This is a genomic window from Bacillus sp. S3 (assembly GCF_005154805.1).
Classification (GTDB): Bacteria; Bacillota; Bacilli; order Bacillales; family Cytobacillaceae; genus Neobacillus.
In genome coordinates, this window is sequence record NZ_CP039727.1 from 2,944,813 (window position 1) to 2,965,229 (window position 20,417).

At 39.0% G+C, this 20,417-nt stretch carries 18 protein-coding genes; 8 read left to right on the forward strand and 10 right to left on the reverse strand.

Going from position 1 to position 20,417, the window contains the following annotated elements; all coding sequences use genetic code 11:
• Nucleotides 1-2 precede the first annotated feature (2 nt).
• Nucleotides 3-1,016 (reverse strand): ABC transporter substrate-binding protein, encoded by a 1,014-nt coding sequence (locus FAY30_RS14060; RefSeq protein ID WP_149870471.1) that lies wholly within the window; start codon nucleotides 1,014-1,016, stop codon nucleotides 3-5.
• 450 nt (nucleotides 1,017-1,466) lie between these two features.
• The gene (purU, locus tag FAY30_RS14065; RefSeq protein WP_149870472.1) at nucleotides 1,467-2,366 is read right to left on the reverse strand and encodes a formyltetrahydrofolate deformylase; all 900 of its coding nucleotides are present in this window, start codon (nucleotides 2,364-2,366) and stop codon (nucleotides 1,467-1,469) included.
• Between the two features lie 334 nt (nucleotides 2,367-2,700).
• On the opposite strand from purU, the gene FAY30_RS14070 reads away from it, so the two are divergent.
• Genes FAY30_RS14070 through FAY30_RS14080 form a run of 3 tightly spaced genes read left to right on the forward strand, consistent with a single transcriptional unit; the run spans nucleotide 2,701 to nucleotide 5,451 of the window.
• Complete coding sequence (locus tag FAY30_RS14070) at nucleotides 2,701-3,585, forward strand: ABC transporter permease (RefSeq protein WP_317845663.1); 885 nt, start codon at nucleotides 2,701-2,703, stop codon at nucleotides 3,583-3,585.
• Between the two features lie 18 nt (nucleotides 3,586-3,603).
• A complete protein-coding gene (locus FAY30_RS14075; protein WP_149870473.1) occupies nucleotides 3,604-4,632 on the forward strand; it encodes a taurine ABC transporter substrate-binding protein in 1,029 nt (342 codons plus the stop codon).
• A gap of 3 nt (nucleotides 4,633-4,635) precedes the next feature.
• Nucleotides 4,636-5,451 carry an ABC transporter ATP-binding protein gene (locus FAY30_RS14080; RefSeq protein ID WP_223820781.1) on the forward strand — a complete coding sequence of 272 codons (816 nt, stop codon included), beginning with the start codon at nucleotides 4,636-4,638 and terminating at the stop codon, nucleotides 5,449-5,451.
• A gap of 52 nt (nucleotides 5,452-5,503) precedes the next feature.
• On the opposite strand, the gene FAY30_RS14085 is transcribed toward FAY30_RS14080, so the two are convergent.
• The 6 genes from FAY30_RS14085 to FAY30_RS14110 form a co-directional block, all read right to left on the reverse strand.
• Nucleotides 5,504-6,109 (reverse strand): YitT family protein, encoded by a 606-nt coding sequence (locus FAY30_RS14085; RefSeq protein ID WP_149870474.1) that lies wholly within the window; start codon nucleotides 6,107-6,109, stop codon nucleotides 5,504-5,506.
• 115 nt (nucleotides 6,110-6,224) lie between these two features.
• Entirely contained in the window at nucleotides 6,225-7,640 is a 1,416-nt protein-coding gene (locus FAY30_RS14090; RefSeq protein ID WP_411675453.1) for an amino acid permease, read from the reverse strand.
• A gap of 117 nt (nucleotides 7,641-7,757) precedes the next feature.
• Nucleotides 7,758-9,527 carry a sulfoacetaldehyde acetyltransferase gene (xsc, locus tag FAY30_RS14095; protein WP_149870475.1) on the reverse strand — a complete coding sequence of 590 codons (1,770 nt, stop codon included), beginning with the start codon at nucleotides 9,525-9,527 and terminating at the stop codon, nucleotides 7,758-7,760.
• 22 nt (nucleotides 9,528-9,549) lie between these two features.
• Nucleotides 9,550-10,914, reverse strand: a complete 1,365-nt coding sequence (locus FAY30_RS14100) for an aminotransferase (RefSeq protein WP_149870476.1) — start codon at nucleotides 10,912-10,914, stop codon at nucleotides 9,550-9,552.
• Between the two features lie 21 nt (nucleotides 10,915-10,935).
• Nucleotides 10,936-12,069: an alanine dehydrogenase gene (gene ald / locus FAY30_RS14105; RefSeq protein WP_149870477.1), complete on the reverse strand. Its 1,134-nt coding sequence runs from the start codon at nucleotides 12,067-12,069 to the stop codon at nucleotides 10,936-10,938.
• Nucleotides 12,070-12,318: 249 nt separating this feature from the next.
• Entirely contained in the window at nucleotides 12,319-13,041 is a 723-nt protein-coding gene (locus FAY30_RS14110; RefSeq protein ID WP_149870478.1) for a GntR family transcriptional regulator, read from the reverse strand.
• 125 nt (nucleotides 13,042-13,166) lie between these two features.
• Here FAY30_RS14110 and FAY30_RS14115 point away from each other — a divergent pair, with 125 nt between their 5' ends.
• From FAY30_RS14115 to FAY30_RS14135, 5 genes are all read left to right on the forward strand, one after another.
• Nucleotides 13,167-14,087 carry a selenium metabolism-associated LysR family transcriptional regulator gene (locus tag FAY30_RS14115; RefSeq protein WP_149870479.1) on the forward strand — a complete coding sequence of 307 codons (921 nt, stop codon included), beginning with the start codon at nucleotides 13,167-13,169 and terminating at the stop codon, nucleotides 14,085-14,087.
• Nucleotides 14,088-14,173: 86 nt separating this feature from the next.
• The gene (locus tag FAY30_RS14120; RefSeq protein WP_149870480.1) at nucleotides 14,174-15,262 is read left to right on the forward strand and encodes a hypothetical protein; all 1,089 of its coding nucleotides are present in this window, start codon (nucleotides 14,174-14,176) and stop codon (nucleotides 15,260-15,262) included.
• 3 nt (nucleotides 15,263-15,265) lie between these two features.
• Complete coding sequence (locus FAY30_RS14125; RefSeq protein ID WP_149870481.1) at nucleotides 15,266-16,483, forward strand: amidohydrolase family protein; 1,218 nt, start codon at nucleotides 15,266-15,268, stop codon at nucleotides 16,481-16,483.
• A 391-nt stretch (nucleotides 16,484-16,874) separates the two neighbouring features.
• Nucleotides 16,875-17,972 (forward strand): 3-phosphoserine/phosphohydroxythreonine transaminase, encoded by a 1,098-nt coding sequence (gene serC, locus FAY30_RS14130; RefSeq protein WP_149870482.1) that lies wholly within the window; start codon nucleotides 16,875-16,877, stop codon nucleotides 17,970-17,972.
• Between the two features lie 243 nt (nucleotides 17,973-18,215).
• A complete protein-coding gene (locus FAY30_RS14135; RefSeq protein ID WP_223821006.1) occupies nucleotides 18,216-19,061 on the forward strand; it encodes an EcsC family protein in 846 nt (281 codons plus the stop codon).
• Between the two features lie 56 nt (nucleotides 19,062-19,117).
• Here the strand turns inward: FAY30_RS14135 and FAY30_RS14140 are convergent, their stop codons facing one another.
• Nucleotides 19,118-20,119, reverse strand: coding sequence for an LLM class flavin-dependent oxidoreductase (locus FAY30_RS14140; protein WP_149870483.1), 1,002 nt, complete (start codon nucleotides 20,117-20,119; stop codon nucleotides 19,118-19,120).
• Between the two features lie 127 nt (nucleotides 20,120-20,246).
• A complete protein-coding gene (locus FAY30_RS27195; RefSeq protein ID WP_190284649.1) occupies nucleotides 20,247-20,396 on the reverse strand; it encodes a hypothetical protein in 150 nt (49 codons plus the stop codon).
• Nucleotides 20,397-20,417 lie beyond the last annotated feature (21 nt).

Below are 20,417 nucleotides of genomic sequence, written 5' to 3' on the forward strand. Positions count from 1 at the left end.
ATCTATTTCACATCCATATGAACAAATGAGTAATCAATGATTTCATCAATATTTGGCTCATTATCAATTAACTTTTGCTGTCTCCAAAAATCAGCGCCTAGTTTTGAAAGTTCGTGCAACGGTCCTGGGTGATCTTTTGTGCCGAAATATTTTTTATTTCCTTCCTCATCATAAAAGCGGACACCTTGTAAGGATTCTTCCAGTTCATCCGGAGATTGCCCCATAGCTTTCCCCATAATTTTCAACGCTTCTTCCGGATTCGTTTTATAGAATTCTATCGCTTCAAACCAAGATTTCACTAAAGCTTTTACCGCTTTTGGATTCTCTTTTGTAAAATCTTGTCTCATGGCAATTGTACTTGTAATGACACCAGGGGATGCGTCACTTTTTATGAGAACGCTTCCAAAATTAGTGTCCTTCGCTTTCGTTAACCATGGCTCCCAGGTCACAGCTGCATCTACTTTATTTGCTACAAATGCCGCTCCGGCATCACCTGCCGTCATATTCTGCGCATCAATCTCTTTAAAATCAATTCCTTCTTGTTTTAATAAATAGAGAAACCAGAAGAAGCTAGCTCCACCATCAGTCTGAACAGCTACACGTTTTCCTTTAAGATCTTGTAAACTTTTAATTTCTTTCTTTGCTACAATTCCATCTCCACCGTGTGACTCATCAAGGGCAACGACCTGCACAACTGGTACATTACTTGCCGCCGTTACAACATGTGTGTCTACAGTTGATGCAAATCCTTGAATCTGATTTGCTGATAGAGCAGTTCGACGATCAGTGTTGCTTTCCATTTTCATTAAATCTACATTAATACCATTCTTTTTAAAATATCCCTTTTCCTGAGCTATATAAAGAGGGCCGTACCCTACCCATGTTGCGACTCCTATTGAAATAGAAGACTTATTATTTTTAGCGCCTTCTTTTTGAACTTCCGTACTAGTTTGTCCAGAGCATCCAGTCATCGCAAGCAATAAAATGACAAATACAATCATCCCAAATTTTCTCATCCTATTTCCTCCAATTCATATTTTAGTACTCTACAGAAGTTCAAAGTGTAAGAAGAATTTCAATCACCTAATAATCTCAGCTTTATTTGATTTTTTAGACATTACCCAGTATCGGATAAACAGACCTTAAGTCACCTCCAATATAAGCAGTTTTTTACTTTCGTTGGTTTTTGGAAATCTAATAATTCTAAAACTTCTATATTATTTATACATTATCTTTTGATAAAAAAAGGCAATTTTGTGACTAAAGATAAAAATCTTCACAAGAAAACAGATATTTACACCATGAATAACTTGTTAACTCAAAAGATAAGATGGTGCCTGCCATTGGCATTGGGTCTTACGGATCACCATTCCTTATAGTTTTTGGAAACAAAAAAGCCATCCAAATTTTTGGATGGTATCTAATATCTATTTTCAAGTGTTATTATTAAAGAATACTGAACACAATTAAAAAACAATTGTCTTATTTTGTTGAACAATAATTCGGTCTTCCAGATGCCATTTTACCGCACGGGCCAATACGCTTCGTTCAATAGCACGTCCTTTTTTCTTTAGTGAATGGACATCAGAACGGTGGTCAACTCTGGCAATATCCTGCTCAATAATTGGCCCTTCATCCAAATCATCTGTCACAAAATGTGCTGTTGCCCCAATTAATTTCACCCCGCGTTCATATGCCCGTTCATATGGTCTGGCGCCAATAAAGGCAGGCAAGAAAGAATGGTGAATGTTTATAATTTTTTTAGGGTTAGCTTTCACAAATTTCGGTGTTAAAATCTGCATGTACCGGGCTAACACAATCACATCAATATCATATTCTTTAAGCAGCTGCAGTTGGTTTTCTTCAACTTGTTCCCGAATCTCTTTATTTGCTGGAATATAATAGAATGGAATATTTAAACCTTCCACCACATCCCTCGCCTCTTCATGATTACTGATGACTAGGGCAATGTCAGTTAGTAAATCGCCGCTTTGCCATTCCCATAAAAGTTCCAGCAGGCAGTGCAGTTCCTTTGAGACAAATATCGCCGTTTTTTTCACTTTGTAAACAGGTGTTAAACGCCAGTCCATTGAAAACGTTTCAGCGAGCTCTGTAAATTGTTGTTCCATTAGAGTCTCTTTCTCTATTAAAAATGGACATTCAAACTCAATTCGAATGAAAAACACCCCTCCCTCCGGATTGGTTGAATACTGACTGGACTCAATAATATTAGCATTATGTGAAAACAAAAATTGAGAAATAGCAGACACAATACCTGGTTGGTCTGGACAGCTGACTAATAAACGCCCACGATTTTGATTCCGCTGTTTAAATTGTTCGATTTGATCTTTAATAAACGAGTTCATCTGGTTAAATCCCTTCTATTAAATTGCTGAAACCCATTATACAGTAGATCTTCGAAGTTTGTTAACAATTTTTTAAAAATTTTAAAAGTAATCATCTCCTGCCTCTTCTATGTTTTATCAATCCTCATGAAACTTATAAAATTTTCTTATACCTCGTATGTGCATTTCGAATAGTTGGAATTTTCAAATTTCGTTGACGGCCACTTTTCTATACAATATAATTCGATTTATATCCGAATGCTTTTCCTTGCCAACTATGAAAGCAGTTTCAAAGGTTAAAAGGTTGAAGTATGGCTTAAAAGAAACAAATCAAAAGGGAGAGTGATGTCCATTTATGAATGGAAACGTGAATAAAAAAGTTGAACAAGATGCCTTTCCACTGTATGAAACCCTTGCATCTTTAGAACATAGTAAGGAGGTACCGGAAATCGAACGTAAAAAGAGAAAGTGGAAAATCTCTGGCGAAACAGGCATTATGTGGAGTTCGGTTGTCATTATATTTTTACTTTGGTATATCGTTACAAAACTCAATATCTTTTCTGAAGTCTTTATCCCTTCCCCGGCAAAAACGTGGGCTGCCTTTACCGATTTACTAGTTAATGGTTACAAAGGAAATAGTCTATTATTTCATCTACTTGATAGTCTATACAGACTATCTATGGCATTCTTCTTCGCATTAATTACAGCAGTTCCTTTAGGATTAATCAGTGGTTATTCATCAAAAGTAAGAGCTGCATTAGATCCCATCCTAGAATTCTATCGTCCCCTACCACCGCTGTCATACTATACACTACTAATATTATGGTTTGGAATCGGAGATCTATCAAAGGTTGCATTATTATATCTTGCTGCCTTTGCTCCAATGTATATCGCCGCAGTTTCCGGCGTAAAAGGTGTCTTAGAAGATCGAATCCATTCTGCCACTTCATTAGGTGCAAATAACTGGCAAACGTTTCGCTATGTCATTTTTCCATCCTGTTTACCGGAGATATTCACCGGGATGCGAACAGCAATTGGATTTGCCTATACAACGTTAGTTGCGTCTGAAATGGTAGCCGCTGTCTCTGGAATCGGGTGGTTAGTGCTTGATGCAAGTAAATATTTACGAAGTGACATCATGTATGTAGGTATTATTTTAATGGGTGTGACAGGGATTTTACTTGATCGAATCCTTCGTAAAATTGAAGACAAAGTGATTCCTTGGAAGGGCAAAGATTAAAAAATTGGGGGTAAAGAGATGAGAAATGGCAAGATGAAATGGTTCATGTGTTTGATGATCGTTTTCTCACTACTATTGATTAGTGCCTGCGGTAACAAAACTACATCCAAATCCGCTGATGGGACTGTAGAGTTTCGAATTGGTTATCAAGTTATACCCAATGCAGAGCTGCTAGCAAAAGCTACCAAAATGTTTGAAGAGAAATTCAAAGGTGTTACGGTCAAATTGGTTCAGTTTGAAGCGGCGGTTGACGTGAATACTGCCATGGCTGCAGGTGAAATTGATGCTGGCTTGATCGGTTCTAGTTCAGTTGCATCAGGGGTAGCGCAAAATTTACCATACAAAGTCATTTGGCTTCACGATGTAATTGGAGATAACGAGGCATTAATTGCCAAGAAAGATAGTGGCATCAAATCACTTGAAGATGTTGTAGGTAAAAAGATTGCTGTCTCTTTCGGTTCGACAACCCATTACAGTTTGTTATCCGCACTTAAATTAAAAGGAATAGACCAAAATAAAGTAACCATTTTAGACATGAAACCGGCTGACATGTTAGCAGCATGGAAACAAGGACAAATTGATGGCGGATATGTCTGGTACCCGACATTAGGAGAGATGGTTTCAGACGGCAATATTATTTTAACGAGCCGCGACCTTGCGAAAGATGGAATTCTCACCGCTGATGTAGGGATTGCAACGAAGGACTTTATTGAGAAACATCCGGATGTTTTAAAACAATATATAAAAATATTAGATGAATCCGTCCAGTTATATCGTTCATCCAAAGAAGAAGCGGCTGATTCGATGAAAACTGAATTAAACGTTTCAAAAGAGGACGCGACATTTTTCATGGATCAATTAATCTGGTTGGATGCAAAAGAACAGGCCTCAGAAGAGTATTTAGGAACAGTCGATAAAAAAGGAGCATTTTCAAAAGCGCTAAAGGATACGGCGGAGTTTTTAAAAACGCAAAAGGCGATTGACTCTGTACCCGACCTTAAGGCATATGAAGATGCCATTGAACCAAAATTCCTTCAAAAAGATTAGGAGGTGAACCCTATTATAAATAGTTATGCTCTTACAGAAACCGCATCCGAATCTATGGTCATCCAAATAAAAGATGTAGAATTGACGTATCAAACAGATAAGCAAGTAGTGACGGCACTGCAAAATATTAATTTACAAATTAAAGAAGGCAGTTTCGTCTGTGTATTAGGTCCTTCAGGCTGTGGAAAAACAACGTTATTACGGATTTTAGCGGGCTTTCATCAAGCTACATCCGGTGAAGTTTTGCTAGATAACAAACCCATTTCACCTAAACCTGATCGGCATCGTGGTGTTGTTTTCCAGCACCAAATGCTGTATCCATGGTTGAATATTGAAGAAAATGTTGGATTCGGGCTAAAAATGAGGAAAGTTCCAACGAAAGAACGGCGTGAAATTGTTGATCATTATCTAGATATGGTTGGTCTCTCTCAGTTTAAAAAATCAAAATCTTATGAGCTTTCCGGTGGTATGAAGCAACGAGCCTCTATTGCCCGAGTATTAGCAAATGATCCCCGCATTGTATTGATGGATGAACCCTTTGGTGCGTTAGATGCAATGACAAAGGAACAAATGCAAGATAATATACGGAAAATATGGAAAGAAACGCATAAAACAATTTTCTTTATTACTCATGATGTGGAAGAGGCCTTATTGTTAGGAACGCATATTATCGTATTATCCTCCCGGCCAGGCCGCATCATAAAAGAAATGCACAGCGACTTGCCTTATAGAATTGAAGAAGGCAAAAGCCGCATGTACAGGGCAGAACCAGATTTCGTTAAAAAGCGAGAAGAGATCATTAGTATCATTTCTTCATAAACATAAATAACATAAAAACCGCTTGAATCACAATGGTCAAGCGGTTTGTTGTTCAATTGGTTACTCCCCTGCCATTATCCACCGCAAAGGCTTCCTTTCTATTCAATAGTTTCTTTAATAAATATGAATAAATAAATGTAAATAATACTCCTTTCATAATGGAAGTCCATCCAAAAATCCAGAAACCAGATAATAACACCAAATAATTGAGGCTCCTTATTGCAATAGCAATATCAATTTTTTTATTTCTATGGTGTAAAATGATGGCAATCACATCGACCCCTACAGTAGTTGCATTCGCAGATATACATAAGTAATACCCTAGAGCTATTAAGGCAGATGCCAGAATGATGGAGGGTGTTAAGGGTAAATCTATATTAAGATGCAATGAGAAAAAAAAATTAAAGAAGAACAGGTAACAAAAACTGCTTAAAATAGATTTAAAAAAATATTCTCTCCCAAGGAAAATTAAACATAGCAACAATAAAAGTAATGTTATTACATTTGCAAGATTAGCAATCCCTGCCTCTGAAATAGCGTTTACTATTAATGCTAAACTAGTAACACCGCCATTTATGATTTCATGAGGGACAACTAAACAAGCGTAAGAAATGCCAATTAAACTATTTCCAAATATTATTTTCATTACATTTTTCATCGTTTCCGGTTCCTCCTGCTAGAATAAAAAAGTAAAAAGCTTTTATTTTCCCTGAAATAAAAGCCTTTTACTTTTTTATAAATCTCCATTTACAAATTGGTTATCGTAACGTTAATTAGATCTCATGTTTATCGGTATTTAGAATTCGAGTATTTACCGCTATTTCACTTTTAAAACTTTCCTTTCTTCGCCGATTTACGAAGTAAGATGAAATAACAATGATAGTAAACAGCGATGTAAATATAAACTGTGGGCGCTGTGATTCAATAAATGCCATTAAAATTAACACTGAAATCATAGCAGCGATTGTTGCATATGTTAAGTATGGAAAAAACCACATTTTAACTTTAAAAATTCCTGGATTGGCTTTTTCAATTCTATTTCTTAGGCGCAGGTGTGATACCGCGATAGCCAAATAGACAAGAATTCCAACCCCGCCTGAAGAGTTTACTAAGAAGAAAAATATCTTATCTGGGGAAACGTAACTAAAAATCGTGCTAATAAAAGCAAATAATGTGCTTCCAATTACTGCGAAAACAGGAACCCCGTTCTTGCTTAACTTGGAAAATATGTTTGGGGCATCACCTTTTTGAGAGAGAGAAAATAGCATACGAGAGCTTGTATAGAGTCCTGAATTCAGACAAGACAATAACGCTGTCAAGACCACAATATTCATGAAAACAGCCGCTGAAGGGATTCCTATCAATTCAAGTACCGAAACAAACGGGCTTTTTAGCAGTGTTCCTGAATTCCAAGGTAAAAGAGTTACTACTACTGCAATTGAACCAATATAAAAAATTAGAATCCGCCATACCACACTATTTAACGCCTTTTTTACAGAACTAACTGGATCTGAAGTTTCGCCGGCTGCAATCGCAGGTATTTCAACTCCTACGAACGCATGAAACACAATCGCAATACCAACAATAACTGAACCAACACCGTTAGGTATGAAACCGCCGAAATTTGTAAGATTAGAAACGCCAGGTGGTTTTATACCGGGTACAAACCCAAGAATTACCGCCAATCCCAAAATTAAAAACAGGATAATACTCCCTATTTTAATTATAGAAAACCAATATTCAAACTCCCCAAATGATTTAACCGAAAAAATATTTGTAAGTTGTAATAAGACAATTAAAGCCAGGCTTATCATCCAGACAGGAATTGAAGGAAGCCATTCATGTATTATTGCTGCACCTGCAACTGCCTCAAGTGCAATGACAATAACCCAGAAAAACCAATATAACCATCCCGTCGTGTAACCAGCCCATGGTCCAATGCCATCTCCTGCATACACTGCAAAAGATCCTGTATTCGGATTAACGGTTGCCATTTCACCAAGCATCCGCATTACAAGAACAACAATTAAGCCTGCAATAACATAAGACAAGATCGCTCCTGGACCTGTTTTACTGATAATAATACCGCTTCCCACAAACAACCCGGCACCAATAACCCCACTTAAAGATATCATTGTTAAATGCCTTTGTTTAAGACCGGCTTTCAGTTTTTCTGGTTGATGCTCCAAAATATCCACCAACTTTCAGTAATTTTTTAAATCAAACAGTGACAATTGTTCGATATGAGGATATTTAGAAAGAAAAGAGGGACGATCCCAAACAGGCCGCCCCTTTTTTCGAGTGTCTTACCAGTTTCTATGATCTAAGTGAGCATATTTAGGTAAAAGTCTTGTCGGCATTTTTAATGCATCTTTTCTAAATGGAGGTGCTAATTGAGTTCCATCCACCTGAATATCAATTACAGTTGGCTTATTTGATTCAATTGCCCTTTGGATAGCAGGTCCAACCTCCTCAGGTTTATCGACATTAATCCCTACCGCACCCATTGATCTTGCCACTTCTGCGAAATTCGGATTTTGAATATCTGCACCAACAAATCGGTTATTATAAAAATCAACTTGGTTTTTCTTTTCTGCACACCATGCATTATTATTGAACACACATGCAACTACAGGAATATTTTCCTCGACAGCCGTGCTCACTTCGTGCAAGCTCATCCCCCATGCACCGTCACCAACAATAGCCACAACAGGACTATCTGGATTAGCAAGTTTTGCACCTAATGCAGATGGATAGGCAAATCCAGTATTGCCGAACGTTAATGCCGCGATATGCTGGCGCCCATGGTTAAATTTCAAATAGGCATTTGCTGTTGATGAAACGTTCCCAATATCGGTTGTCACAATGGCGTTTTCCGGTAAAACCTTTGTCAACTCTAACAGCGCACGGCGTGGATTAATTGGACTACCGTCTACCATTGCAAGATCGACTAACTCTTTTTCCCATTTCGCCTTTTCTTCTGCTGCTTTAAGAAGTCTTTCTTGATTTGGTGCCAAATTTGGAGTCTTTTCTTTCAAACGCTTAGCGATTTCAATACCAGCTGCCTTGGCATCTCCAATAATCCCCACTTCCACAGGATGTGTACGTGCAATATTACGCGGATTGATATCAACTTGAATAATCTTAGCACTTTTCGGAAAATAATCGATGTCATAGCATGGAAGTGTTCCAAAAACTGATAAACGAGTTCCTAGTGCTAACACAACGTCAGCATCCTTAAGCGTATTCATCGCCGATTTTGCTCCCATATAGCCAATTGGTCCAACAGCTAAGGCATGATTCGCCGGGAATGCATCATTATGCATGTATGAAACAGCTACAGGTGCTGTAAGGTGTTCTGCAATATCCTTTACAGCTTCAATCCCGTCAGAATCAACAACACCGCGGCCTGAAATGATAACAGGATTTTTTGCATTAGCCAGTAATTCTACAGCTTGATCAATAAACTCTAAGGATCCACATCCTCGATTATCAACACGGTATTGATGCGGCTCTAAAATGGCATCTTCTAATTCACCATAGAAATAGTCCCTTGGGATATCGAATAATACAGGTCCCCGCTCGGCATATGCAATACGGAAAGCTGTTCTTAAACAATCGGCTACACGGCCAGGATGGGTTACTCTAACAGTTTCTTTTGTAATCGCTTTAAATACCGATACTTGGTCACATTCCTGGAATCCGTCCCAACCGACTGTTGGTGTTCCTGCAGATGGTGAGATAACAACCATTGGAGTGTGTGCTTGATTCGCAGCAGCTACAGAAGTCACCATGTTAGTGATTCCTGGTCCATTTTGGCCAATGACTACGCCCGCTACCCCGCTCACTCTTGTATAGGCATCTGCCATATGTGCCGCACTTTGTTCATGACGCACCCCAATAAAGCGGATTCCAGCAGCAGGTAATAGATCAAGCATATCCATAAAAGCAGAGCCCAAAATACCTGAAATATGTTTTACTCCCTCTGCAACAAGTGTCTCTACAATTGCCTCACTTGGTGTCATTTTCACTTTTTTCGTTTTGATTTGTTGTAATTCCTTTTCTACTTTTGCCATCATTAGCACAACCTTTCTAGGATTAATTTAGTTGATCGAAAGCATATTTTACGGTTTCTACCAGGAAGTTCAGGTCCTCTTCCGTTGAAGAAAGTGGAGGGGCAACAATCAGCACGTTATTAAAACCTGGTACGGTATCACCATTTCTGCCAATAATTAAGCCTTTCTCTTTACATAAGCCAATTATTTTAGCCAACATTTCATCTGCAGCTGGTTCCTTGGACTCTTTATCTTTGACTAATTCAATTCCATATAGAAAGCCTTTATGGCGAACTTCCCCAACATTTTCATGTTCAATTAAATCTTTTAATCTGCCTAAAATGGATTCACCCAATAAGGCAACTCTGCTTACGATATTTTCTTCCTCAATAATTTCAATATTTTTAAGTGCAACAGCGCAGCTTGCCGGGTGCCCGCCATAAGTAGACACATGACGAAGGTGTTTGTCAGCCCCCTTTTCTTTAAAGGTTTCAAAAATATGAGATTTAACCGCCGTTGCTCCAAGTGGTAAATATCCGCTTGTCAGCCCCTTTGCCATTGTCACAATATCAGGCTGGACGCCTTCGGAATGCATGAAGCCGAACATTTTTCCAGTTCTACCAAACCCTGACACGACTTCATCCATAATGAGCAGGACATCGTGTTTTTTACAAATCTCAGCTACACGCTGTAAATATTTCTCTGATGGAATTATCACCCCGCCGCCCGAAATAAATGGTTCCATGATAACAGCGGCAACCGTTTCAGACCCTTCCCAATTAATTACCTGATCAATCATATCTGCAGCCACTTTATCGCAATCCGTGACCTCTTCACCGAACGGGCAGCGATAACTATATGGTGGTGGGACATGAAGAAATCCCGGAACAGCTGGATCGTATTTTACTCTGCGATTTGCCTGTGCCGTTGCACTTAATGCACCAAGCGTCGAACCATGGTAGGCACGGTACCGAGAAATAACTTTAAATTTTCCTGGGTTGCCATTCTGAATATGATATTGCCTGGCAATCTTAAACGCCGTTTCATTGGCCTCTGAGCCGCTATTAGAAAAGAATGTTTTATATGAATCTCCTAAAAGTTCACTGATTTTAGCTGATAATTGGATCGCCGGAATATGACTGAGTGTTAGTGGGAAATAGGAAAGCTTCATCATTTGTTCCGCTGCTGCATCAACGATTTCCTTTCTCCCATGCCCTAAATTTAAACACCATAAGCCGGACACACCGTCCAAGTAACGATTGCCATTCACATCAGTAAACCACGCGCCATCACCAGACTCAGCAATGGTTGGTTTACCCCCTTCTACATGACGGCTCATTGCATGCCATAAATGATTTTGGTCCTGAGTTTCAAGTATTTCCTGCTCTTGAACTTCTAGTTTCGTCATTATGAAGATCCCTCCTATTTATTAAATTGTAGATGGTACTTTTTGTAGAATTTCACTTAATGGTGTAAAAGGAATATTATATGTTGCAGCTACAGCTGGATGAGTAACTTTGCCCTTAAAAGTGTTAAAGCCTTTTGCTAATGCCGGGTTTAGCTGTGCAGATTGTTGAATCCCTTTGTTTGCCAGCAGCAAACCATATGGGGCAGTTACATTTGACAGGGCATACGTTGATGTTTTAGAAACGGCTCCAGGAATGTTTGGTACAGCGTAATGTAATACTCCATGTTTGATATATGTGGGGGAATCATGAGATGTAATATGGTCTATGGTTTCGATTGAACCGCCTTGATCAACAGCAACATCGATAATGACAGATCTTTCTTCCATTTGTTTTACCATTTCTTCACTGACTAGCTGCGGAGCCTTTGCACCAGGAATTAAAACCGCACCAATCAGCAAGTCTGACTGCCTAACCTCTTCCGCAATATTGAATGGATTAGACATCACTGTCTTTACTCTCCCGCCAAATAGGTCATCTAATTGCCGGAGACGCTCGGCGTTTATATCAATGATCGTCACATCCGCTCCAAGTCCGACTGCCATTTTCGCTGCATTTGTTCCGACAACTCCACCGCCAATGATGACAACTTTTCCAGGTTTTACGCCGGGTACACCGCCTAATAAAACCCCTTTTCCTCCATGAATTCTTTCTAAAAATTGTGCTCCCAGTTGAACCGACATTCTGCCGGCTACTTCACTCATTGGCGTTAACAGCGGCAGTGAACGATTTTCTAGCTGTATAGTTTCATAGGCCACAGCTGTCACCTGGTTTTCTACTAATGCTTTAAACAGTTCAGGCTCAGCAGCCAAATGGAGATACGTAAATAGGATTAAGTCCTTACGCAGGTATTGAAACTCCTCGACTTGAGGTTCTTTCACTTTTACTACCATGTCTGCAGCCCAAGCATCCCTTGCAGTCGGGACAATTGTTGCACCTGCTTTTTCGAATTCTTCATTCGAAATTCCACTTCCCAGGCCAGCGTCTTTTTCAACTAAGACACGATGACCTGCTCTTACATAAGAGGCTACACTTGCAGGGACCATTGAAATCCGATTTTCGTTATTCTTAATTTCTTTTGGTACACCGATCATCATAACCCACACGACCTTTCGTTTTATTATGGTTAAAAGTTATCATTGATGGATGACAGCGTTTACACTAAACATCAATATCCGGACGTCGGGTCATCCGTACCAGTTTGGATAACAAAGCAACCTTAATTAAATTTAATCACACACATACCAAGTTTTCAATATATTCTAACTATAAATAATATTTAGTATTTAAATACCACCTATTAATATTATTAATTCTTCTCTTTCCGCTTGTCGCTGGAGCCTGTGTTAATTATACTTTTTTGAAAGTTTGATTCGAAATGAGTACATATCAGAGCGAAAATAGGCAATGTAATATTCAATTAAATCACCCTCTATGTCCATCAGCATTCGCTCCGTAACAAGTACATTGAAAGGATCGGGTATCCCTAAAAGCTTAGCATCTTCTTTGGAAAGTTGACCGCTCGTAATGATCTGTTCAGCTTCAGAAAATTTAATTTGTAAGTTCTCCTCAAGCAAATCGAATAAAGTGCCTTTTTCAATATCTAGCTCTGCTAATTCTTTACCAATTTTAATTGGATAGTATTGAACCTCAATGGCAAGGGGGACATTATTCGCATATCTGATTCTTTTAATATAGTAAGCTTCTTGAAAACCCGTTACTTCTTTTATTTCATTAGTTGTAGTCACAATGCCATGCTCTACAAGCTTAGCATCAGGTTTCATGCCCATCCGTTTAATAATCTCCGTTGTACTACTGAGGCTTCCGAGCCAATCCTGAATTGGTTTAAGAGAAATAAACGTCCCTTTTCCGTGAACTTTCTCTAAAATACCATCTCTTACTAAATGGGAAACGGCTTCTCTCACTGTACTCCTGCTCACTTTATAGGACTCCATAAGCTCCCTTTCACTTGGTATTTTCTCTTGGTAATAACCCTCCTTAATTAATTTCTCGAGCTTATTTCTTAATTGAATGTGAAGTGGCAGCGGGTTTTTTGGATTCAAATTCACTATTATTTACCTCCTTAATTTTCCAATTATTAATTTTTATAATCTTATGTTACTAATTTATGTCGCGCTTGTCATTAGTTTCCTTTATAATAGGGAATAAATTTATAAAGATAGGTGAGATATAAATGAATCTTGAACACCTTAAGGTTTTTTATACAGCCGCTACAAAAAAAAACTTTTCTGAGACAGCGAAAGTTCTTCACCTCTCACAACCCTCAGTCAGTTTACATATCAAACATTTAGAGGAATATTTAAATACGACATTATTTGACCGCTCCACAAAAAAAATGGAGCTCACGCATGCTGGAAACATCCTGTTCATTTTTGCAGAACAAATAATTAACCTTGTTTCTCAAGTGGAAAAGGATATTTCCCTTCTATCTGACAGCATCCACGGCGACCTTCGCCTAGGTGCCAGTTTAACCATTGGTGAATATTTACTGCCTTACTTTCTTGGAGATTTTATTAAGCAATATCCTAATGTCCATTTAAGTCTGAAAGTAGATAATTCCAATCAGATTATTGAAAAACTGCTGGATGGAAAAATTGATTTAGGATTCATTGAGGCCGCTATACCACGCAAAGAACTGGATAGTCTGCCATTTTTAGAGGATGAACTTGTCATCATATCGTCCGCTCGGCACCCCCATCCCTATCTTACAGATGAAACAATTGAGCCGGAGTTACTGTTTTCCCTGCCAATTATTGCCAGAGAACAAGGGTCAGGGACAAGGCAGGTCTTGGAATCAAATTTATTAGAACATCAGCTGCATTTAGAACAGTTACATATTGTTATGGAACTTGAAAATACAGAATCAATTAAATCTGCAGTAGAATCCGGTTTGGGAGTAGCCATAATTTCAAAAACAACGATTCAGAAAGAGCTAAACTTAGGACTGCTGAAACAAACTAGAATTAATGGAATCCCGCTAAAACGATATTTTTACCTCATCAACAAAAAACAAGTTTTAACGACTGCCAGCGATGTATTTAAGGAGTTTTTTATTACTTCTGTGAAAGCAAAGAGTGAAGCAAAACAAATGTAGTGAAATAAAAATGTTTTAATTACCTAGACAAACACACAATTCTTTTTTACACATAATCTATTTAAAATTGTCTGGGAGGTTTTTTTATGGAGAAGGACCAAGCCCCTATTCCAAAAACAACACGAACCAAATGGCTGCTTTTTGAAATAATTGGGGTTTTCTTGGTTTTTGGTTCATTATTTCTTCTATTATTCGCACCAAATTCACTAGCAAGGTTATTTGATACAATCATTAAAGAAGTGAAGCCAATCGTTGTTGATATTTTTCTAACAAGTGAAGTGGGAATAGCGATTATTGTAAGCGTTATCGTTGGCCGTCTTTTGGAGAGATTAGGATTTACAGATGGGCTCATTCGAATATTTGTACCGATAATGAAATGGTTTAAGATTAATCCTTCGGTGATTATACCGAGTGTCTATAATATCCTTGGGGATATTAACGCTGCTGGGAAAATTTCTGGTCCGATTCTGGTCAAAGCGAATGCAACGAAAGCTGAACAAAAAATGGCAGTTGCGACAATGATTCAATCCCCGCAATCGTTTGCCACCTTTGTTTTAGGTCTTATCGCGCTGACAGCTTTCAATATAACCGCTTTCCCGCTTGTGATTCTATCAATCTTTGTTCCAATTATCGTCGTCCCGTATATTTTATCAAAAACTATCTATCGTGATACGAAAAAAGTTGACCTAGATGAATTGCCCCGCTTTACGCCAAATACGAGATTCTTGCAAACAATCTTTTCTTCTGCAAAAGAAGGGGCTGAGCTTCTATTCCTCATTATCATCCCGGCAGTCGCCGCCGTGTTCTTCTTTATCGGAGCCTTAAAATTCATGGGTGTTTGGAGTGTAATCGAGTCAAGTTTGTCGACTGTACTCACCTATTTAAGTATTGAACCTATGACAGGAATTATCTCCATTCTTGCTGCCCCCACACTGGCTGTGGCACAACTCGCTGACGTTGCCAGCACGATTGATCCACGGTTAATTGTCGGCTCATTTGTATTAGCGAATTCCGGCTTACCATTATCGGTAATCTTTGGTCAGGTTCCCGTTACTTGGGCTGAGTCTTCCGGATTAAATGAACGAGAAGTTTTAGTAGCCGCGGTGATTGGCATGGTTATTCGTTTTATCACCGCATGTGTGCTCGGATACTTCCTCACTCCATTTCTGGTGTGATCAATGATGACATACATGATTCGCGGAAAGAAACTTGTGACGGTAAGTGACCTTGGCACGATTGAAAATGGGGCAATGGTAGTTGAAAATGGAAAAATTGCCGCAGTCGGCCACTGGGAGAGTTTGATGGATGAATTTCCGAAGGCTGATGTGATGGATTGCTCTGAATACATCATCACCCCTTCACTCGTCGATTGTCACACCCATTTGTTAGAATTTGCCCCTAGTTCACTTTACCCGGTGACACCCGAGACGCATTTGTGGGTCGGAAAATCCATCCTTTTCCATGCCTTATCTTGCGGAATCACAGCTCTTGGCGAACAAATCTGCGGCCATCCGTTGTGTGATTTTACAATAGAAGATTATCGAAATGCAGTGAAACAAATGCCATTGGACATATCATTTGCCACGACTAGCATCTCCATTGGTTTCGAAACATTAGCTCATTTTACTTCGGTAACACAGTCAAAAGCTGTTAATCAAAAGGATTTATGTGCGGCATCCATCGTCGCAAAAATCGCCGCAGCAAGTGATTATCCTGGTGAAAATATCTTTATTAACGCCACACCCGCTAATTTCTCAGTAACAGAAGTCCCGCGTGCAGGGGAAATTATTTATTCATTAGATGAATTAAAGCAAATTGTCGATATTTATCACCAATTAGGAAAACAAATTGGTTGTCATGTCGCCGGCGAACAAGCAATTGATTTGGCCTTGAAGGCTGGTATTGACGTTTTGCATCATGCCCATGGAATATCTGCTGAGCAAATCAACGTAACGGCTAAACAAGGGGTCAAAATTGTGGCCACACCTATGGGAGGAACTCACCTGCCGCCAAATTCTCCTGAAAACATTTTGAGATTAGCAGAAAAGTTTATTCCCGTATCAATCTCAACGGATTCCTATCTTCCGCCATACCAGTGTGTCTCCTGGCTGCCTTTTCAAGACCTTTCACTTCAGGGGCCAGACGTTCTAATGCTAATTGCCCATCCGGCTATGCTATTATTAAAAACCCATGGCTTCAATGAAAATGAGATTTTAGCAATGTTAACTGCAAATCCGTCTGGTATTCTTGGAAAAAGCCATTTGTTCGGGCGGTTAGAACCAGGACTAGAGGCCAATTTCTTAGTTGCTGAGGGAATACCCGGATTAGAGATAACGGAGATGGAGCAGATTAAAAAAGTATTTTACCGGGGAAAAAAGGTGATTGAACGTAAATAATCTCCTAATTAAAGAGGTACCAACTTAATCAGTGGTACCTTTTAACATTATCAAACATAGGTTATAAGAAATTTGACCAAATCGCATGAAAGAATATGCCCAATCCCCCAAGAAACACACCTAAACATGCCAAACTCAGCGGACTCCCCCATTTAATATCCTTCATTCGTCTCACCGCCTCTTACTTAATTAATAGTAATAATTACACTCACTCAAAATAGCATTATATATATATTTCTACTAAGATGTTAAAATTCCTATAAGTCTTATGTAAATCGTTAATAATAAATAAAAGCCCCCAAACAAATATTTTTTTATGTAACCGCTTTAATTTACCAAATATTAAAAAAATATGATATATTCAAGTAAAAATAAATTGGAGTGATCAAAAATGAAACTGCAAACTCATCGTATCTATAATTTTAATGCTGGTCCATCTGCTTTGCCTATTTCAGTTTTAGAAAAAGCACAAGCTGAACTTATTGATTTTCGCGGAACCGGGATGTCAATTATGGAGCTCAGCCACCGGAGCAATGCATATGAGGAAATACATAATCAGGCAATTCACAGTTTAAAGAAGCTCTTATGTATTCCGGATCATTATGAAATTCTTTTTCTCCAAGGTGGAGCTAGCCTTCAGTTTTCCATGATCCCTATGAATTTTTTACAGTCGGGGAAAAAAGCTGGGTATGTGATGACCGGGTCATGGTCTGAAAAGGCTTTTATTGAAGCAAAACTCTTTGGCGATGTTTATCATGCAGCTTCCACAAAAGATGACGGTTACCACAGCATACCAAAGGTTGATGAATTACAGTATAATCATCAAGATGCTTATTTACATCTTACTTCCAACAATACCATCTATGGAACACAGTGGAAAAACTATCCAGATACCGGGGATGTTCCATTAATTGCAGATATGTCAAGCGATATTCTTTCGAAGCCGTTTGATGTCAACAAGTTTGCGCTTATTTATGCCGGAGCCCAGAAAAATCTTGGCCCATCAGGTGTCACTGTTGTCATTATTCGCAAGGATTTTCTTGAACAGGCAAATACCAATATCCCAACAATGTTAAAGTACGGCATACATGCCAAGAACAACTCCTTGTATAACACACCGCCAACCTTTGGTATTTACATGCTGGGAGAGGTGCTGAATTGGGCAAGCGGATTAGGTGGACTAGATGCCATCTCGGAGCAGAATGATAAGAAAGCAAAATTGATTTATGACGCTATTGACGCTAGTAATGGATTTTACGCAGGGCATGCTGAGCCTGACAGTCGGTCACTTATGAACATTACTTTTAATTTAAAATCAAAGGACTTGGAAAAGAAATTTTTAGACCAAGCTAAACAAGAAGGCTTTGTGGGAGTAAACGGGCACCGTTCCATCGGTGGGTGCCGAGTATCAGCTTACAACGCTGTTCCTAGTGAGGCGTGTAAAGCATTCAGTGAATTTATGGTTCAATTCCAAAACAGTAACAGTTAATTAAATCAAACTTCAACAAATTAAAAAAACGGAGGCATTCTTGTGAAAAGAATTGCTTCCGTTTTTCATTTTAATTTTCCTGTTTTCTAGTTAAATAGGTTGAGTTCACATCATCAGAAAGTGGATGTAGTGTGATATTTTGGGATTGGAATAATTCAATCAAGAAAGTTGAAACTAGTTCCATACTTGTCCGTATATACATACAAAGATATTCTTAAATGACGAATACGGAGTTGATACGTGTTGATCAATGTGGAATCACCGGATTTTTTAAAAGGTGAATTGAAAAAAATAGAAAAATGGGAAAAGGACCAGAAAGGTTTGTGGTTTTGGGAGAAAATTGGACGACTTCCATTCGTGCTGCTTGATAAACTGACGCCCAAATTTATTCAAGAGAAAATTGGATTAATGATTGATGAACTAGGCAGCTTCATTCAATCCGGCGGGCAATATTTAATCAGTGAAAAAAGTATTCTAAAAAAGTTTTCCTCCAAAGATACTTCATTGGAACGGGATACCCTTAGCATCCAACAGCTGGAGCAGCTGCCCATCAGCAAGATGGATGTGGTTGCAAATGAAATAAGAAACTCTAGAACAAATATGGCAACCATTCAAGGGGCCACAACAGGCGTTGGCGGCTTGTTTACCTTAGCCATTGACATTCCTCTCCTTTTAGGATTATCACTCAAAGTCCTACAAGAAATTGCGCTAAGTTATGGATATGATCCTAAGGATAAGTCAGAAAGAATTTTTATTGTAAAATGTCTGCAGTTTTCCTCCTCAGACATTGTTGGAAAAAAGGCTATTTTAGAAGATCTTTCCACCTTCGATCTAGAGAGACAGAACAACCATATGGTTTCCCAATTGCAGGGCTGGCGTGAAGTGGTAACAACTTATCGGGACAATTTTGGCTGGAAGAAGCTTTTTCAAATGATCCCGATTGCAGGAATGATTTTTGGCGCCTTTATCAATCGATCCTCTCTGGGAGATGTTGCCGAAGCCGGCATGATGTTATACCGCAAACGGAGAATTGTCAAAAGGCTACATCAATTAGAAAATAGGCAGGCAGCCCCACCATCCGAAATATAATTAAATCAAAGGCATGTACCTCTTGTATGGTACATGCCTTTTATGATTGGATGCTCTTATTTTCCGTCCACAACTTCCTTTAATATTTCATACGAACGTATTTGTTTATCAGGATCATAGATATAAGATACGGCCATGAGCTCATCGACGTTATATGTTTCTTGAAAACGTATAAATTGTTGTTTGACGGTTTCTTTGCTGCCCATCAGGGTCACACTAGACATAGACGAAGCCATTTCCTTTTCCGCTGAGTTCCAAATCTCATCCATGTTCTCTACTGGTGGTTGCAACGGATTTCTGGACCCGCGAACAACATTCAGGAAAAATTGCTGCATCGTTGTCGATTGCCTTTTCGCCTCCTCATCCGTCTCCGCCGCGATGACATTTAAGCAAACCATCATATAGGGCTTGTCTAAATACTCAGATGGCTGGAATCGTTCACGATAGATTCTAATCGCTTCTTCCATATATCTTGGCGCAAAATGGGATGCAAATACATACGGTAAGCCTAAACTTGCCGCTAAGTAAGCAGAATCCGTGGATGAACCAAGGATATAGATTGGAATATTCGTGCCTACCCCAGGATAGGCCCTTACATAACTTTGCATTTCTTCGGTACCAAAATAGGTAATTAACGCGTTTACATCCTCTGGAAATGTATATACCGAATCATTTTTCGAACGTCTTAAGGCGCTAGCGGTCATCATGTCAGTTCCCGGTGCACGACCAAGACCAAGATCTACACGATTCGGATAAATAGTAGCCATCGTGCCGAATTGCTCGGCCACCACTAATGGCGAATGGTTAGGCAACATGACCCCGCCTGATCCCACACGGATATGATCAGTATGTTCTAATGTATGTTTGATTAAAATTGACGTAGCAGAACTAACGAGTGTTGGCGTATTATGATGCTCCGCAATCCAATATCGCTGATAGCCCATTTTTTCAACCGCTTGTGCTAGATCCACCATGGCATCAATCGCTTGTTTCGGACCCTGTCCATCGCGAATTGGTGCTAAATTTAATACAGATACAGGTATATGAAAATTTGTCATAAGCAATTTGTCCTTCCATAAATAGATACACTCCCATCATACCAATTGGAATATAAGAATTAAACTTAAATGCCTATAGTGTCTCAGGTAGCCGGTCATAAAGAAAGAGGAGATAAAATCCCCCCTTTTAACGCACTTTTTTACTTTTCCCCTGATGAATCGGCACATGTTTAGGCCGTTCCGGGTAAGACCCCTTACCCGCATCATTAGGTCCGGTCAGGGTATTCCTCTGATCCAATACCTGTCCTGTATATTCAATTGGATTTTTATCGGTCATGACTTTACCTCCAAATTATTC

Excerpts from the sequence above, each read along its gene's own strand:
- FAY30_RS14060 (WP_149870471.1), bottom strand. The coding sequence starts at position 1,016 with ATGAGAAAATTTGGGATGATTGTATTTGTCATTTTATTGCTTGCGATG.
- purU (WP_149870472.1), bottom strand. The coding sequence starts at position 2,366 with ATGAACTCGTTTATTAAAGATCAAATCGAACAATTTAAACAGCGGAAT.
- FAY30_RS14070 (WP_317845663.1), top strand. The coding sequence starts at position 2,701 with ATGAATGGAAACGTGAATAAAAAAGTTGAACAAGATGCCTTTCCACTG.
- FAY30_RS14075 (WP_149870473.1), top strand. The coding sequence starts at position 3,604 with ATGAGAAATGGCAAGATGAAATGGTTCATGTGTTTGATGATCGTTTTC.
- FAY30_RS14085 (WP_149870474.1), bottom strand. The coding sequence starts at position 6,109 with ATGAAAAATGTAATGAAAATAATATTTGGAAATAGTTTAATTGGCATT.
- xsc (WP_149870475.1), bottom strand. The coding sequence starts at position 9,527 with ATGGCAAAAGTAGAAAAGGAATTACAACAAATCAAAACGAAAAAAGTG.
- FAY30_RS14100 (WP_149870476.1), bottom strand. The coding sequence starts at position 10,914 with ATGACGAAACTAGAAGTTCAAGAGCAGGAAATACTTGAAACTCAGGAC.
- ald (WP_149870477.1), bottom strand. The coding sequence starts at position 12,069 with ATGATGATCGGTGTACCAAAAGAAATTAAGAATAACGAAAATCGGATT.
- FAY30_RS14115 (WP_149870479.1), top strand. The coding sequence starts at position 13,167 with ATGAATCTTGAACACCTTAAGGTTTTTTATACAGCCGCTACAAAAAAA.
- FAY30_RS14120 (WP_149870480.1), top strand. The coding sequence starts at position 14,174 with ATGGAGAAGGACCAAGCCCCTATTCCAAAAACAACACGAACCAAATGG.
- FAY30_RS14125 (WP_149870481.1), top strand. The coding sequence starts at position 15,266 with ATGATGACATACATGATTCGCGGAAAGAAACTTGTGACGGTAAGTGAC.
- serC (WP_149870482.1), top strand. The coding sequence starts at position 16,875 with ATGAAACTGCAAACTCATCGTATCTATAATTTTAATGCTGGTCCATCT.
- FAY30_RS14140 (WP_149870483.1), bottom strand. The coding sequence starts at position 20,119 with ATGACAAATTTTCATATACCTGTATCTGTATTAAATTTAGCACCAATT.
- FAY30_RS27195 (WP_190284649.1), bottom strand. The coding sequence starts at position 20,396 with ATGACCGATAAAAATCCAATTGAATATACAGGACAGGTATTGGATCAG.